Genomic DNA, 15194 nt, shown 5'->3' on the forward strand with positions numbered 1-15194 from the left:
CACTCTATTCCGCGATCGCCGCGCTCACGAAGCTCGCCGGGTCCGCGTAGAACTCGCGCATCACCTTGTAGTGGTCGGTCTGCTCGACGGTAATGGGCTCGAGTCCGTATTTCGTCAGCCGCAGCAGCGTTGCGTTGGGATAGGCCATCAGCACCGGCGAATGCGTGGCCATCAGCACTTGGCAATGTCCTGTTACGTCCATGCGGCGCAGCAGTTTCAGGAATTCGATCTGGCGCGAGGGCGACAGCGCCGATTCCGGCTCGTCGAAGATGAAGATGCCCTGACGCTGGCACTGCTCGTTAAAGAAACGCAAAAAGCCTTCGCCGTGAGAATGGGAGAGGAAGTCTGGAGGGATGCCGCGACCCACTCCCGGAATAAATTCGTTGTTGACCTCGTCCAGATATCTCGCAACAGAAAAGAAGCTTTCCGCCCGGAAGAACCAGCCATTGGTGATTTTCGGCAACCAGCTTGCGCGAAGCGCGGTCGACAATTGCCCGCCCATCTTCTCGATCGCCTTCGAGTGATCGACCGGCATGTAGCCATTTCTGCCGCCGGCCTCGTCGAAGCCGGCCAGCACCGCTATACCTTCCAAGAGCGTCGACTTGCCGGTGCCGTTCTCGCCCACGATGATGGTGATCGCACGATCGAAGCTCAACTCGAAGTCATCCCGCAGTAATGGCAGGCAGAACGGATATGCGTCCCGGTCCGTGATGCGGGACGGATCGAGCCAGACGCGCTTGAGGTAAGGCGCCGGCAGATTGATCGTTCGGCTTCTTCGCGAGGCCATGGGCGCACCTAACAACCGACGCAGTTCAGAGCTTCAATCCCAGGCTGATTATCTGGCACAGATCACGGAACACAACAAGAACGATCCTGCCGATGAGCGTCCGTCCCGCGCCGAGTGCCACCTACGCTCTTTTCCGCAAAGCCATTCTCGGCGAGCTGCAGGTCGTCTGCACTTACGAGAGCCGGCCGCGCGAGCTTTGCCCGCACATCATCGGCACCAACAAATCAGGCGAAGAAGTCGTGCTGGCCTGGCAGTTCGCCGGCGAGAGTTCAGGCATGCTCCCGCAATGGCGCTGCCTGCGGCTCGCCAATGTGCGCGATGCCCGCCTGCGCAAAGGACGCTGGCACGAAGGCGGCTCGCATCGCACCGAGCAGAGGTGCGTCAGCAATATCGATCTCGACATCAACATCCACGTCCGCAAGCGGCGGTGACGATGTTTGCGTCCTAGCCCGCGCAATGCCAGACCCTCATGGTGAGGAGCGCGTAGCGCGTCTCGAACCATGAGGCCCCGATCTCGCCCGCGGCCATCCTTTGAGACGCCGCGCGAGGCGCGGCTCCTCAGGATGAGGACTGAGCACGTGGTCTCGCATGTCGCTCGAGCGAAAATTCCCCTGCAATATCAACGTGATTTGCCCCATCCAGTCTGCCCGCGAAAAACATTCCGCTTCGTTCTCACCGCAAATCACCTTAGAAACGCGCCGTCCCGCCTCCACTTGGAGGGGCGTATCGCGATCGTCACGGACGTTGGAAGCGGGATGCGATGGACGTGGCTGTGTCAGGCGCGAAAAGCGCAGACGAATGGCGTGGCTGCGTACGGCGAAGTCGTGTGGTCCTGGCGCCCCGACGCTGGCGCTAAGCGCGCGAGCAGCAAGAGCTGCCGCGGGCGACGGTGGCAAGAAAGCCCGGTCACCGGGGAGAGTACGAAGTAAGCCGTAAAGCCGTCGCGCAGGGAAAGCCGGTGTGATCCCGGTTGAACCTGTGGTCCTACCCCCGTGCTTTTTGTTGCACGGGACCCATGGGTGCAATCGGCGCCCGGCTTTCCCTGCGCCCTCTCTTCGAGGGTGGAAGTGACGCAGAACTCGGACGCAAAGCGTCGCGAGAATGCGAACGCACATCCTCTCCCAAACTCCACCGTCATGCCCGCGAAGGCGGGCATCCAGTAACCCGCGGCCTTTCGGCTCAAGCACGATGGCCTCTGGAATACTGGATCGTCGGGTCAAGCCGGACGATGACAGCGGAGAGCTGTTTGAAAATTGAATCGGAATCGTAGGGTGGGTAGAGCGAAGCGAAACCCACCATGCGGCCGCTTGCTATGAAGTCGATGGGTTTCGCTTCGCCCTACCCATCCTACAATATCGGAGAGAGCCTACTCCTCGTCCAGCACTTCGAGCACGAGCTCCATCGTCATCAGCACTGGATTGTCGCCGCGCACCAATTTCCCCTCGGCAATGCCCCCGAGATAGTCGACGAGCGCGATCTCGAGCTCGGCTTCGAGCTGGCCATCGGCGTCGGGAGCGATCGTGCCGGCTCGGACCGCGAGTTCGGTCGCGAACGGCACCACCGTGCGGCCATCGGTGAAACAGGCGCCGATGGTCGAGCCGACGCCGCCATGCAGGCGCGCGTGCGGGATGCCATGCTGGCGGCAAAACTTCTCCAGCGCGCAGGCAAAATCCTGGTTCGGGCGCAGCCGCAGCGCAAAGGCGCGGCTGGCGGTCTCAGCATTGGTCGCCTGGCGCGGCACCGGGCCGAACAGTTTGAAATTGGTCTCGGCATCAGGCTCGGCGACAAACATCGCCCCATTGAGACCGAAGGCCTGCACCTCGAAAGGTTCGGCGACCACCGTCTCCTCCGGCAGCATATGGCCGCCGTTGAAGCGGCCGTCAGCCTCGGTCCACAATCCGTGGCAGTGGAAGAACGGCGCACCGTCGCGCTCGCCCAGCGTCATCGTGGCGAACTTGAGCCGCGTGATGCCATCAGGGCGAAATGTCTCGCTGTAGAATGCGGCATTGGCGCCGGTCTTCGACAGCGCCGGCATCACGTAAGCGAACGGGCCGAGCGCGCCGCCGCTTGCGCTCAACACGCCGCCGGAAAACCCTTCCGCCGCAAAGCCCCGGCGTGCAGCTTCAAGCAGCGGAATGCCGGCCTGCAGCGTAAACGAAAACGCGCGCCCGCGCGCTTCGACCCATTGAACACGCTCGCGCGCGATGGGACCCGGTTGGGCGATGCTGCGCATCGTCAGGTCTGCTTGGTGGAGATGTCGAGCAGCCCGCGCGCTTCCAGCTCATCGCGGATCAGGCGCTTGGGTATCTTGCCGTAACCCGACTTCGGCAGTGCTTCCCAGAAGAAGAAGCGCTTAGGCATCTTGTAGCGCGGCACCTTCGGCGCAAGATACGCGGCAAGCTCCGCCTCGCCGACCGCGCTGGCGCCCTCGCGCGCGACGCAGACGGCAACCCCGACCTCGCCCCAGAAGGGATCGGGCACGCCGAGCACCGCGACCTCGCCGACAGCAGGATGCGTCAGGATCTTCTCCTCGATCTCACGCGGATAGATGTTGGAGCCGCCGGAGATGTACATGTCGGACGCGCGGCCGGTGATGTAGACGAAGCCCTCTTCGTCCATGTGGCCGAGATCGCCGGTGCGAAACCAGCCGTCACGAAACGCCTTCGCATTGGCTTCGGGGTTGTCGTAGTAGCCCGCGAACACTGCCGGGCCGATCACGCAGATCTCCCCGGTCTCGAACGGCTTCAATTCGCGTCCCTGGTCGTCCTGGATCGAGACCTGCATGCCGACGCGCTCGAAGCCGCAGGTGCCGATCCGCGCATGCGGGCCGTCCTCGGGATCGTGCAGCGCCGGCGGCAGCACGGTGATGTTGCCGGTGACCTCGCCAAGGCCGAAATACTGCACCAGCACGGCGCCGAGCTTTCGCATCGCCAGCTTCTGGTCCTCGCGGTACATCGGCGCCCCCGCATAGATCACGTAGCGCAGCGAGGAATGGTCGAACTGGTCGACGGCGGGATGCTCGACCATCATCTTCAGGATCGTCGGCACGGTGAAGAGATTGCTGACGCGATGCTGCTCGATCAGCCGGAACGTCTCGGCGATATCGAATTTCTCCGATGGCAGCAGGATGGTCGGCACGCCGCGCGCGGCCTGCATAAGCTGGTGGATGCCGGCGCCATGCGACAGCGGCGCGACCACGATCGAGGCATCCCGCTCGCTCACGCCGGGCGTCAGGTCGGCGAGATGATTGGTCACCACGAAGGCCATCTGGCCGTGGGTCAGCACGGCGGCCTTGGAGCGGCCGGTGGTGCCGGAGGTGAAGAAGAACCAGCAGGGATCGTCATGCTCGACCGCGACATTATCGACCTTCGCGCCGGCATGCGCCGCGATCGCGTCAGTGACGGTCCGCTCGCCAAAGCTCCCCTCCTCGCCGATCCGCCAGGTGAATTGCAGCGCCGGATTGGCGACGGCCGCGGCGTGCTCGGGAAAGTCGCCGTGGCAGAGGAAAGCCTTGGCGCCGGAGGCTGCGGCGAGATAGGCGACCTCGTCGGGCATCAGGCGGAAATTGGTCGGGACCCAGACCGCGCCGAGGCGGAAGGCGGCGAACATCGACCAGAACATCTCGTCGCAGTTCTTGGAGTGGACCAGGATGCGGTCGCCCTTGCCGACGCCCCGCGCCGCCAGCGCAGCGGCAAGTGCCGAGACGAGGCCATCGATCTCGCGCCACGTCCAGCTTCGGTCCTGCCAAATGAACCCTGCGCGATCGCCGTGCCGGCGCGCATTCTGGGTCACGATATGCGCCAGGTTCATGACCCGGCGCGACATCCGCAACTGGCCGCCGCGCGGCGTGGCCGCGCTACCCGTCTCTCCGCTCATTTCCGTCCCATCGGGAATTTCATCACGCGGGGCTTCTCGCCACCCCTATGCGGTTTATCGCCTCCGCACGGGGTTCGGCAAGGGCGGACCCGGCGCCTCCGGCTGCCCAGCCACCGCTCCGCGACGAGGGCGCTCACTGCGGATGGTCGGCGAGTTCCTGGTCGCTCCTGCCCCAGTCCTGCCAAAGCTGCAGCGCACCCAGCAGAACCACCAGCGCGCCGAGGATGCCGTGCCACACCTGCAGCAGGGTGTCGCCGGAATAGCCGAACAGGAACGGCGAAGCGATCAGCCAGCAGCCGAGCACGATGGCTGCCACCTCCTCCCAGCGCTGCAGGGCGACATATTCGAGCTGGGCTAGGCCGAACACCAGCATGCCAATCACGAAGGTGTTGAGGATCATGATGCTGCGGTCGGCATCGACGACGTCGCGGCCGGCCTGCATCGGAAACCATGGCGAGACCACGATCAGCACGCCAAGCAGCATGCCGAACCAGTCCTCCCAAGGTCTATGGGTGCTAAAGAAACGCTTATCCGACATGGTAGACCTCCCTGGAAAAGAGGCATACGTCAGCAGCCAGCGATTATGACATTGCAGGACCAAACGACCATCTGGCCGCTTCGGGGCGTATGTCTTGAAAAAAACCTAGGCCGGTTATGATCGGCTTGCAAGGCGGGCGATTGCCATTTCGCGGGACAACCACGGGGCGATGCCGCGATGCAAACAACGGGAATGAGATAATGGATGGACGTGTGAACGAAGCCGTAGTCAACAACCCCGGGCGCAAGCGCTACGAGCTCGCGGTCGACGGACATATTGCCGCGACCTACTACGAGAAAGCGGACGGTGTGATCACCTTCGTTCACACCGAAGTGCCGCCGGAGCTCGGCGGCAAGGGTATCGGCTCAAAGCTGGTCCGCGGCGCGCTGGACCAGGTGCGCGCCGAGGGCTTGAAGGTGATCGCGCAATGCCCGTTCGTGAAGGCCTTCATCGAGAAACACGCGGATTACCAGGATCTGCTGAAACACTGAAAGCGTAGACATCAGACATGACATCGGTCCGCAATAACAGCGCACAAAGCCGCTTCGAACTCGACGTCGAAGGCGGCGTCGCCTTCGCAAACTACCGCGCGACGCCGTCGGCCATCATCATCACCCACACCGAGACGCCGCGTGCGCTGCGCGGCCGCGGCATCGCCTCCGAACTCGTCAAGGGCGCGCTGGAATTGATCCGCGCCGACGGCCACAAGGTGATCGCCGGCTGCGGCTTTGTCGTCGACTATCTCAGCAAGCACCCCGAATATCGGGATCTCGTGGCGTGAGCGGCCTGCTACACGATCCGGATTGACATGTCCGGCAGGCCCTCGAGCTTGCACAGCAGCACGTCGCCCTTGACCACCGGGCCGACATTTTCCGGCGTGCCGGAATAGATGATGTCGCCAGCCTTCAGCTCGAAGGCTTCCGACAGTTTTGCGATCTGCTCGGCGACGCTCCAGATCATGTTCCGCAGGTCCGAGTTCTGCCTGACGGTGCCGTTGACCGCGAGCGAGATCGCGCCCTGGGTGAAATGTCCGGTCTTGGAAGCCGGATGGATCGGACCGATCACGGCGGCATGGTCAAAGCTCTTGCCGATCTCCCAAGGCTTCTTCTCAGCGGCCATGCCGTTCTGCAGGTCGCGGCGGGTCATGTCGAGACCGAGCGCATAGCCGTAGACGTGATCCAGCGCCTTGTCGGCGGGAATGTTGGTGCCGCCGGATTTCAGCGCGGCGACGAGTTCGACCTCGTGATGATAGTTTTTCGTCAGCGACGGATAGGGATGATCGGCAACTGTCCCGATCGCAACGTTCTGGATCGCATCGGTCGGCTTCTGGAAGAAGAACGGCGGCTCGCGCGTCGGATCGGAGCCGCGCTCGATCGCATGCGCGGCATAGTTGCGGCCGATGCAATAGATGCGGCGGACCTGGAATACCTCGGTCTCGCCGACAATCGGGATCGTCGTCGCCGCCACCGGAAACATCGCCTTCGGCCCAGCCTGCGCCTCAGCGGACGTAGCCTGCGCAGCCGTTCCCGCCAGCGCGAGCGCGCCGGTTGCCAGCATGGTCCTGCGATCGATCGTAGTCATGGGCGTTTCTCCTTCGTTGTTGTTATCTGGGGTCAAAAAAAGACCCGCGACGATCGCGGGCCTTCGAATCCTAAGTACGAGCGTCGCGTTAGTGCTTGATTTCCGGCGGCAGCTTGCCGCCATTGGCGGCGAGCTTGGTCATCACCTGCTTGTGCAGCCAGATGTTCATGCTCGCGGAATCATTGGTGTCGCCGGTGTAGCCGAGTTCCTTGGCAAGCTCCTTGCGCGCCGACAGGCTCGAATCGATGTCGAGCGCCTTCATCAGGTCGACGATCGATGTGCGCCACTCGAGCTTCTCCTTCTTTGCGGCGACAGCCGCATCCAAAATCGGAGCGACGTCGACGCTCTGCGCAGGCGCTGCAGCCGTAGCAGTCGGCGAGGTGCCGGCCGCGGGCGCGCTCCCCGCGGGCGCGCTCCCCGCAGGCGCGCTCCCCGCAGGCGCACCGCCAGCCGGCGCTGCGGTCGCTGTGCTGCTGCCGAAGATCGAGCTCATGATTTTTCCGAAAATGCTCATCGTTCACTCCAAAAAACTTGAGATGTGGTGTCAGGTGGTTCTCTCGGGGCTCTTTTCGACCGCCAGCACCCGCCCGCGTCGCAAAATGATTTTACCCGGCCCAGCCAAGGTTGCCAATGCGACATTCACCGAAGCGTGAGCGCGTCTGTCCCGGTTTGGGAGTACCGTGACATCTCAGTTCGCGACATGGCCGGTTGGGTGTCTTCGCGTCTGGCCTGTTCGTGATCGCTTAGGAGACGGCACGTCGTGCCCTCGCTGGCGGGCACAGAAATGCGGCCGCGCAGGGAGACAACGACTATGGCCACCTATCACGACAATGTCACATCATTGACGCAGAACGGACAGGAAGTCGCGGCTGCGCCCGAGATTCGCACCATCGGTCTTGGCGACCTGCATCGCGCCCTGCAGCTCGGCTGGGAGGATTTCAAGGCCGTGCCAAGCCACGCCGTCATCTTGTGCGTGGTCTATCCGGTGCTGGGCCTGGTGCTTGCCCGCGTCGTGCACGGCTATTCCGTGCTGCCGCTATTGTTCCCGTTGGCCGCGGGCTTCGCCATGCTCGGCCCGTTCGCGGCGATCGGTCTCTATGAACTCAGCCGCCGTCGCGAAAATGGCGAAGAACCTTCTGCATGGGACGCGATCGAGATCGTCCGCTCGCCGTCATTCGGCGCCATGCTTGGATTAGGCACGCTGCTGTTCGCACTGTTCGTGACCTGGATCGCCACGGCGCAGGCCATCTACGTCTCGGCATTCGGTTATGCGACGGCTGCGGGGATTCCGGACTTCTTCACGCAGGTGCTGACGACAACGCAAGGCTGGTGGTTGATCCTGGTCGGCTGCGGCGTCGGCTTTCTCTTCGCCCTGCTCGCGCTTTGCATCAGCGTGGTGTCGTTCCCGATGATGCTCGACCGTCACGCCACGACCGGTGAAGCCATGATCACCTCGCTGCGCGCGGTCGCGCGCAATCCGCTACCAATGGCCGCCTGGGGCCTGATCGTTGCGGCATTGCTAGTGCTGGGAACGCTGCCTTTCTTCCTCGGCCTCGCCGTTGTCATTCCCCTGCTCGGCCATGCCACCTGGCATCTCTACCGGCAGGTGATCGTTCCCGATCCCAATGTGCGACCGCTCCCGCCGCGCCCGCGCGAGCGCAAGCCTGCCGCCGACTTCCCCGCCAACCTGTTCCCATGGCGGCGGAAAAACAGCGCGTAAATCTTCGGCAAATCCGCTCATCTCCGGCCTGGTGCGCGAGCACCAGATCGGAGATGCGCAGGAATATGTCATCGCCTCGGCATGGGATTGACTTGCTCGCGCAACGCCGACAAGCCTTGTTTTGGCCGCTGTTGCCGCAAACATTTTGGTAGCGTTTCGAGATTAGTGTCGATGGTGCGTCGACATGGAGTGAATGATTTCATGAGCTTTCGCTTTTCCCTCCGGACTGCGCTGGGAGCCCTGCTCCTGACCCTCAGCACGCCTTCGTTCGCCGCGACCTGCGGCAGCGGCTCGTTCGATACGTGGCTGGACGATTTCAAGAAGGAGGCGGCGTCGAAGGGGATTTCGCAGTCCGCGATCCAGGTCGGCCTGAACGGCGTCACCCTCGACAAGAACGTCCTCACGCGCGACCAGTCGCAGAAGGTGTTCAGTCAGACTTTCGAGGAATTCTCGGGACGCATGGTGCCGCCCCGCCTCACCCGTGGCGCCAACATGATGAAGCAGTACGGCTCGGTGCTGTCCCGCATCGAGGAGGCGTATGGCGTGCCAGGCGAAGTGCTGGTGGCGATCTGGGGACTGGAGACCGATTTCGGCGTCAACATCGGCAAATTCCCGACGATGCGGGCGCTGGCGACGCTCGCCTATGATTGCCGCCGCTCCGATATGTTCAGGGCCGAGCTTCTGGATGCGCTCCGCATCATCGAGCGCGGCGATGTCCCTGCGCAGGAACTGCGCGGCGCATGGGCCGGCGAGATCGGCCAGACCCAGTTCATGCCGTCGAACTACATCAAATTCGCAGTCGATTTCGACGGCAATGGCCGCCGCGATCTCCTGCACAGCGCGCCCGATGTGCTGGCCTCGACCGCGAATTTCTTCGCCAACCATGGCTGGCAACGCGGCAAGAATTGGGAGCCAGGCAATCCGAACTTCGCGGTAATCCAGCAATGGAACAAGAGCGAGGTTTACGCCCGGACCGTCGCCTATTTTGCCACCCAGCTTACCCGAGCGCCCTAAAGCGTTTGCGAGCGAAGCATGCCCTCGGACTTGATCCGAGGGTGGACGCCGGTTCGCGTCAAGGAAACGCGTCAAAAAGAAATCTTACGCCCCTCTGTCTTTAAGGAGCCGATCGCCGCAGGACGATCGGCACCTTCGAGAAGCCTTGCCTCCTACTTCGCCTCGCCGGCGTGCATGGCCTTGTTCAAATGCGCCGCGCACACGCCCATCTTGCCACCGAGCAGAGCGTCCTGGGCTTGGGCAATCTCCTTTTGCGCCACGATTTTGCCTGGACCGTCCGCCATGTTCTCGACCATAGATTCAGTCTTGGTGAGATTGTCGCCGCTGCAGCCGGCGCTCACCTTGGCGGCGTGGGCAGGAATGGCCGCGTAAGCAATGGCAGCCATCGCAGTCGCTGCAATCAGTTTGTTGCGCATAGTATTTTCCCCATTTCCGTCTTCTTTGAACGGAAGCCGACGTCATTGCCGGAATCCGTGACAGCGATTGTTCGCTCATCATCGAAAAGTTCAGAATGAATTCCGCGCGATAGAGATGTGATCGACGCTGCGAGCAAAGCACGCATGCGTTGCATCGATTTTTCATTACAGCCCGGTAAGGAAACGCCGCGTAAGCGATCGTTGCCGCTAGCCCGGTGCAACGTGCCGTCTCCTCTCCTCACGAACCGAATTCCCGCGGACCGGGAACTGCGGGTTCAGCGTCGGCGACGAGCCCTTCGGGTTGCGAACATCCTTGGGTGACTACGCTGAGGGGTGGACGGTCTGCCAGACGATGATCCTGCGCCTGGCTTCGGGCGCGCGGTCCGACGCCAACTCCTAGATGGTGAAGGAATGTTCTTCTAAATCTGCGCCAGAAGAAATGATTTTCATTTCATTTCTAAGCGGCGCATGCGAATCACGCATGAGAAGCGAGCCCTTGTGAGTTGGCCTCTGCATGACACCAATCGGGTTTCAACGTTTGATTTCGGCACTGATAGCCACGACATGCTTTAGGGGCGACAGAGACGCTATTCTTGTAACAAGCCAGTGATTTTACGCGCCTTTTCTGATCTCCGACAGGCCTCACACCGGGGGCGCCCGCGCCTTCTCGGGCAGCCCCATGAAGGGTTAATCGACCCTTACTTTGTCATGCATTTTTCACTTAGCTGCATCGCAACATAAGCGCTACCGCACCGCATCAACTCAACTTATGTTCACTTCATCAACGATGACGCGTGCCGAAACGCTGAATCGTAATTTCTAGGAGACTACCATGTTACTCTCGCTCATCCGCATGATCCGGGCTTTCCGGGATTATCAGCGTAATGTTGCCGAGCTGTCGCAGCTTAGCGATCGCGAGCTGGCGGACATCGGCCTCGATCGCTCCGATATCCCGCGCGTCGCCTCTGGGCACTACAACGGCTGATCGTTCGTCAGCCCATCAGTGAACGGATAACGCCCGCTACTTTACGCGGGCGTTCTCGTATTCTCTCCCCAGTTTCTCTGCCCGGTTTCAGATGCGCTCGCGGAAAAAACGCGCTAACCCTGCGCGATGACCGCGACCAAACCTTTTCCAGATCCTGTCCACATCATCGGCGCCGGCCTTGCCGGTTCCGAAGCCGCTTGGCAGGTGGCGAGCGCCGGCGGGCGCGTGGTGCTGCACGAGATGCGCCCGCAACAGATGACCGAGGCTCATCGCACCGATGGCCTTGCCGAGCTCGTCTGCTCCAATTCCTTCCGCTCCGATGACGCCGCCAACAACGCGGTCGGCCTGCTGCATGCCGAGATGCGCCGGCTCGGCTCGCTGATCATGCGCGCCGCCGATACCAACCAGGTGCCCGCCGGCGGGGCGCTGGCGGTCGATCGCGAGGGGTTCTCCACGGCGGTCACCAAGGCCCTCAACGACCATCCCCTGATCGAGATTCGCCGCGAGGAGATCGCGGGCCTACCGCCCGCCGAATGGCGCAATGTGATCGTTGCGACAGGCCCCCTCACCTCGGCGCCGCTGGCGGGCGCCATCCGCGAGCTCACCGACGAAAGCGCGCTCGCCTTCTTCGATGCCATTGCGCCGATCGTGCACAAGGACTCCATCGACATGAACGTGGCGTGGTTCCAGTCGCGCTACGACAAGGTCGGCCCAGGCGGAACCGGCGCCGACTACATCAACTGCCCGATGACGAAGGAGCAGTATGACGCGTTCGTCGACGCGCTGCTGGCCGGCGAGAAGGTGGACTTCAAGGACTGGGAGACCAACACCCCCTATTTCGACGGCTGCCTGCCGGTCGAGGTGATGGCCGAGCGCGGGCGCGAGACGCTGCGGCACGGTCCGATGAAGCCGGTTGGCCTCACCAATCCTCACGATCCCACAACAAAGCCTTACGCGATCGTACAGCTTCGCCAGGACAACAAGCTCGGCACGCTCTACAACATGGTCGGCTTCCAGACCAAGCTGAAGCACGGCGCCCAGCAGCGCGTGTTCCGCACCATTCCGGGTCTCGAGCATGCCGAATTCGCCAGGCTCGGCGGATTGCACCGCAACACCTTCCTGAACTCGCCCAAGCTTCTGGATTCACAACTACGGCTGCGCGCCGAGCCGCGATTGCGCTTCGCCGGCCAGATGACCGGCTGCGAAGGTTATGTGGAGTCCGCCAGCATCGGCCTGCTCACCGGCCTCTATGCCGCAGCGGACGCTCGCGGCCATTCGCTGGCGCCGCCGCCTTCGACCACGGCGCTGGGCGCGCTGCTCGGCCACATCACCGGCGGCCATATCGAGACCATCGACACGGGTCCGCGCTCGTTCCAGCCGATGAACATCAATTTCGGCCTGTTCCCGCCGCTGGCCAGCCCGCCAACGAAGAAACCCGACGGCACGCGGCTCCGCGGCAACGAGAAGACGGTCGCGAAGAAGCAGGCGATGTCCGCCCGCGCGCTTGCCGATCTCGACCGCTGGATATCGGAGCATTTGCACGTCGCGGCGGCGGCTTGAGCCATGAGCTTGCCGAAACACGACGCCGCCACCCTGTCGGCGCGATGGCGCGAAGGAGTCCTGCTCAAGCGCGACGTGTTCTCGACCGTCGAGCGCGGCCGTTTCCGCATCGAGACCGGCGAAACCGATGCGGTGCTGCGCCGACTCGACCTGGTGCCGTTCTGGTCGTTTCCACTGGCGCTGCACCTGTTTTCGCGCGAGCGGCGCGCGCTGTCGCTGGCGCGCGACCTCGACGTCGGACCGAAACTGCTGTGGGCGGGACAACGCGCGCTGGTACGCGGGTTCATCGACGGCGTGGCGCTGCACTTGGCCAAGCCACATGGCGATGTCGCCTATTTCCGCTCCGCCAAGGATGCGCTGCGCAGACTGCATCGCGCCGGCATCTGCCACAACGATCTCGCCAAGGAGCAGAACTGGCTGGTCGGCCGCAACGGCCGCGCCTATCTCACCGATTTCCAGCTCGCCGCCTGCTTCAAGCGCCGCAGCCGTCTGTTCCGCATCGCGGCATATGAGGACTTGCGGCACCTGCTGAAGCACAAGCGCAGCTATGCGCCGGAGGCGCTGACCCCGAAGGAACGCAAGATCCTCGCACGCAAGTCCGTCGTCGCCAGCGTCTGGCTCAAGACCGGCAAGAAGGTCTACCAGGCGATCACCCGCGGACTCTTCAATTTCACCGATCGCGAAGGCGGCGGCCGGCGGCTGGTCAATGACGCGCCGGTCCTGATTGGTCTGATCCGGAAGAACCCTGAAGTGCGCGACACCGCGATCGTCGCTTTCGCCGACCGCCGCGTCGGCGTCGGGCTCTATGCCTTTGTGGAAGCTGACGAGGCCGCGCTGGAGAAGAAGCTGCGCAACACGCTTGCCTCAGCCAAGGGCGTCAAGCCGCCCGAGCATATCCAGGTCGTCCATGCGCTGCCGCGCGATGCCGCGGGCAAGCCGCGCACCGAGATATTGCAGCTCGTGGCAATGAACCAGATCGACCTGATCGAGCCGATGATGCAGAACGAGACCGACCGCGCCTTCCTCAAGGACATCCTTGAGCAGCGCAAGAATCTTCGCGACCGATTCAATTTCGAAGTCGCGGAAATGGATCGGCTGACGCGGTAACCGTTCGGCATCGCCACCTCGACAATGCCATCGTTGCGAAGCACCTTTGGAATCGATCCCAAGGAGAGTGCTTCAATGCCGCTGACGCGTGGCAAGATTGGCGGACATGATTCCGATCGGCTCGCATTCACGTTCACGATGTTGAACGACGGCGAAGCCGTGGAGTGTCAGATCAGCGACGCCGCGATGGACGAGCTTGCGGGGACGCGCGGCACGCCGAGCATCGCGCGGCAGGGGCAGTTTGTGTCGCTGCGCGACGAGATCGAGAAGATCGCGTCCGGCTTGTTCGATGCCGGCCCGGTCGTGAAAGGCCGCACGATCAGGATCTTCACCAAGCACATCGGCAAGTAGCGCGCAGTGTTAGCCGCCGAACTCCCGTCGCCGCGAGGCCCGCCATACCGTCCACAGCACCCGCAGCCGTGACGTGACCTGCGGGGCGAAAGGATTGCTGCCGGCCCGCGATATCCGCGCGAGATCGCGCTCGGCCAGCGCCAATGGCAGGAAGATCGGCCGCGTCGCCGGCGGGACCGTCGGCAGCAGCGAGAACGCGGTCTTCAGATGACTGCTCGCCTCACCGATGAGCTGGTCGATCGCCGCGCGCAGTTGGGGCGTCTGCTTGCCGGAGAACACGTCTTCGATTCCGCCGCCGTGCTGCTCAAGGAACTGCAGCGGCAGGAACAATTGCCGCCGCGAAGCATCGCGCGGCAATGCGGCGATCACTTGCGCGATACCTTGCGCGAGCCCGGCATGCTGTGCGAGGTGGTCGATCTCCTCGGAGGGTTGTGCCATCACGCGCGCAGCGAGCGAGAACAGCGCCGAGGCGGTCTCGTTGAGATAGCCCTCGAGCGCCGCCATCGACGGCATCGGATCGTTGTAGAGATCGAACTGGTGCTCCTCGACCAGCCGCGACAGCGGCTCAACGGGCAGCCGGAAATTCCTGATCGCGAGCAGCAGTTCCGCAGCCACCGGGTTGCCTTCAACGCTGCCATGGCCGCTGCCTGCGAGCATGTCGGTCCACCATTGCAGGCGTATCTCGCCCGGCAAGGGTTGGCTGACCAGCTCATGAACGCGGGAAATTTCGGCGTTGAAGGCGTAGATCGCGAGCAGCGCGCGGCGTTCGCGCGCCGGCACGAACAGTGTGGAGGCATAGCGCGCGAAATCATGCGTGCGCACCAGGTCGGCGCAGAATGCCGCGGCGTCCGTGCGGCCGGACCCGGACTCGGTCATGGCACCGCAATCAGCGCCGCCGCCACCCGCCGACGCTCGCCCAACATGATGTTGTAGGTGCGGATCGCAGGCCCCGTCTGCATCGTATCCAACACCACATGCACCGCGCGCAAGGCATCCCGCAGCGCCTTGGGCGCTATCCATACTTCGGTGCCGGTGCCGACGATCAGCGTGTCGATGATGTTGGCCTTCGCGAACACACGTTCGAGCGAGTATCGGTCGATCTGCTGCGGCGTCGTCACCGGCCAGGCCCAGATGCCATCGGGCAGGCAGAGCAGCGAACCGCGATGCGACATGTCGGCAAAGGCGAAGCCGCCCTTGCCGTATGCCTCGATCGGCGCCGACCTCGGAAGATGTGGAGCGTCCGAGGATTGAGCCATGGA

Annotated in this window: 19 protein-coding genes; 10 read left to right on the forward strand and 9 right to left on the reverse strand. The window is 63.1% G+C overall.

Annotated elements, in window-relative coordinates:
* Positions 1–4: 4 nt before the first annotated feature.
* Positions 5–787: an AAA family ATPase gene (locus tag YY7_RS0124610; RefSeq protein WP_028165569.1), complete on the reverse strand. Its 783-nt coding sequence runs from the start codon at positions 785–787 to the stop codon at positions 5–7.
* A gap of 92 nt (positions 788–879) precedes the next feature.
* Between YY7_RS0124610 and YY7_RS0124615 the strand changes: the two genes are divergently transcribed.
* Entirely contained in the window at positions 880–1218 is a 339-nt protein-coding gene (locus YY7_RS0124615) for a hypothetical protein (protein ID WP_035690756.1), read from the forward strand.
* A gap of 935 nt (positions 1219–2153) precedes the next feature.
* Here the strand turns inward: YY7_RS0124615 and YY7_RS0124625 are convergent.
* From YY7_RS0124625 to YY7_RS0124635, 3 genes are all read right to left on the reverse strand, one after another.
* Complete coding sequence (locus YY7_RS0124625) at positions 2154–3020, reverse strand: PCC domain-containing protein (protein WP_028165571.1); 867 nt, start codon at positions 3018–3020, stop codon at positions 2154–2156.
* 2 nt (positions 3021–3022) lie between these two features.
* A complete protein-coding gene (locus YY7_RS0124630; RefSeq protein ID WP_051396878.1) occupies positions 3023–4663 on the reverse strand; it encodes an acyl-CoA synthetase in 1641 nt (546 codons plus the stop codon).
* A gap of 133 nt (positions 4664–4796) precedes the next feature.
* On the reverse strand, positions 4797–5201 hold the full coding sequence (locus YY7_RS0124635) for an SPW repeat protein (RefSeq protein ID WP_028165573.1): 405 nt from the start codon (positions 5199–5201) through the stop codon (positions 4797–4799).
* A gap of 212 nt (positions 5202–5413) precedes the next feature.
* Here YY7_RS0124635 and YY7_RS0124640 point away from each other — a divergent pair, with 212 nt between their 5' ends.
* Positions 5414–5692 (forward strand): GNAT family N-acetyltransferase, encoded by a 279-nt coding sequence (locus YY7_RS0124640; RefSeq protein ID WP_028165574.1) that lies wholly within the window; start codon positions 5414–5416, stop codon positions 5690–5692.
* A gap of 17 nt (positions 5693–5709) precedes the next feature.
* A complete protein-coding gene (locus tag YY7_RS0124645) occupies positions 5710–5982 on the forward strand; it encodes a GNAT family N-acetyltransferase (protein ID WP_028165575.1) in 273 nt (90 codons plus the stop codon).
* An 8-nt stretch (positions 5983–5990) separates the two neighbouring features.
* Here the strand turns inward: YY7_RS0124645 and YY7_RS0124650 are convergent, their stop codons facing one another.
* Together YY7_RS0124650 and YY7_RS0124655 are read right to left on the reverse strand one after the other, a co-directional pair.
* Complete coding sequence (locus YY7_RS0124650; protein WP_028165576.1) at positions 5991–6782, reverse strand: fumarylacetoacetate hydrolase family protein; 792 nt, start codon at positions 6780–6782, stop codon at positions 5991–5993.
* An 88-nt stretch (positions 6783–6870) separates the two neighbouring features.
* Complete coding sequence (locus tag YY7_RS0124655) at positions 6871–7296, reverse strand: DUF3597 domain-containing protein (protein ID WP_028165577.1); 426 nt, start codon at positions 7294–7296, stop codon at positions 6871–6873.
* Here YY7_RS0124655 and YY7_RS61985 point away from each other — a divergent pair.
* From YY7_RS61985 to YY7_RS0124665, 3 genes are all read left to right on the forward strand, one after another.
* A complete protein-coding gene (locus YY7_RS61985) occupies positions 7274–7435 on the forward strand; it encodes a hypothetical protein (RefSeq protein WP_196237318.1) in 162 nt (53 codons plus the stop codon). The genes YY7_RS0124655 and YY7_RS61985 overlap by 23 nt on opposite strands.
* Before the next feature lie 158 nt (positions 7436–7593).
* Positions 7594–8502: a DUF2189 domain-containing protein gene (locus YY7_RS0124660; RefSeq protein ID WP_028165578.1), complete on the forward strand. Its 909-nt coding sequence runs from the start codon at positions 7594–7596 to the stop codon at positions 8500–8502.
* A 201-nt stretch (positions 8503–8703) separates the two neighbouring features.
* Positions 8704–9516 carry a lytic murein transglycosylase gene (locus YY7_RS0124665; protein WP_028165579.1) on the forward strand — a complete coding sequence of 271 codons (813 nt, stop codon included), beginning with the start codon at positions 8704–8706 and terminating at the stop codon, positions 9514–9516.
* A gap of 152 nt (positions 9517–9668) precedes the next feature.
* Here the strand turns inward: YY7_RS0124665 and YY7_RS0124670 are convergent, their stop codons facing one another.
* Positions 9669–9932, reverse strand: a complete 264-nt coding sequence (locus YY7_RS0124670; RefSeq protein ID WP_028165580.1) for a hypothetical protein — start codon at positions 9930–9932, stop codon at positions 9669–9671.
* A gap of 832 nt (positions 9933–10764) precedes the next feature.
* On the opposite strand from YY7_RS0124670, the gene YY7_RS58400 reads away from it, so the two are divergent.
* From YY7_RS58400 to YY7_RS0124690, 4 genes are all read left to right on the forward strand, one after another.
* Positions 10765–10917 (forward strand): DUF1127 domain-containing protein, encoded by a 153-nt coding sequence (locus YY7_RS58400; RefSeq protein WP_080663824.1) that lies wholly within the window; start codon positions 10765–10767, stop codon positions 10915–10917.
* Between the two features lie 126 nt (positions 10918–11043).
* Positions 11044–12477 carry a methylenetetrahydrofolate--tRNA-(uracil(54)-C(5))-methyltransferase (FADH(2)-oxidizing) TrmFO gene (trmFO, locus tag YY7_RS0124680; protein WP_028165581.1) on the forward strand — a complete coding sequence of 478 codons (1434 nt, stop codon included), beginning with the start codon at positions 11044–11046 and terminating at the stop codon, positions 12475–12477.
* A 3-nt stretch (positions 12478–12480) separates the two neighbouring features.
* Positions 12481–13584, forward strand: coding sequence for a serine/threonine protein kinase (locus YY7_RS0124685; RefSeq protein WP_028165582.1), 1104 nt, complete (start codon positions 12481–12483; stop codon positions 13582–13584).
* A 75-nt stretch (positions 13585–13659) separates the two neighbouring features.
* Positions 13660–13935, forward strand: coding sequence for a DUF1488 family protein (locus YY7_RS0124690; protein WP_028165583.1), 276 nt, complete (start codon positions 13660–13662; stop codon positions 13933–13935).
* A 9-nt stretch (positions 13936–13944) separates the two neighbouring features.
* Here YY7_RS0124690 and YY7_RS0124695 read toward each other — a convergent pair whose 3' ends face one another.
* Together YY7_RS0124695 and YY7_RS0124700 are read right to left on the reverse strand one after the other, a co-directional pair.
* Positions 13945–14811, reverse strand: coding sequence for a phytoene/squalene synthase family protein (locus tag YY7_RS0124695; RefSeq protein WP_028165584.1), 867 nt, complete (start codon positions 14809–14811; stop codon positions 13945–13947).
* Positions 14808–15191 carry an Mth938-like domain-containing protein gene (locus YY7_RS0124700; protein ID WP_028165585.1) on the reverse strand — a complete coding sequence of 128 codons (384 nt, stop codon included), beginning with the start codon at positions 15189–15191 and terminating at the stop codon, positions 14808–14810. Before YY7_RS0124700 ends, YY7_RS0124695 begins: the two co-directional genes overlap by 4 nt.
* Between the last annotated feature and the right edge of the window lie 3 nt (positions 15192–15194).

This window comes from Bradyrhizobium elkanii WSM2783, assembly GCF_000472865.1.
Lineage (GTDB): Bacteria > Pseudomonadota > Alphaproteobacteria > Rhizobiales > Xanthobacteraceae > Bradyrhizobium > Bradyrhizobium elkanii_A.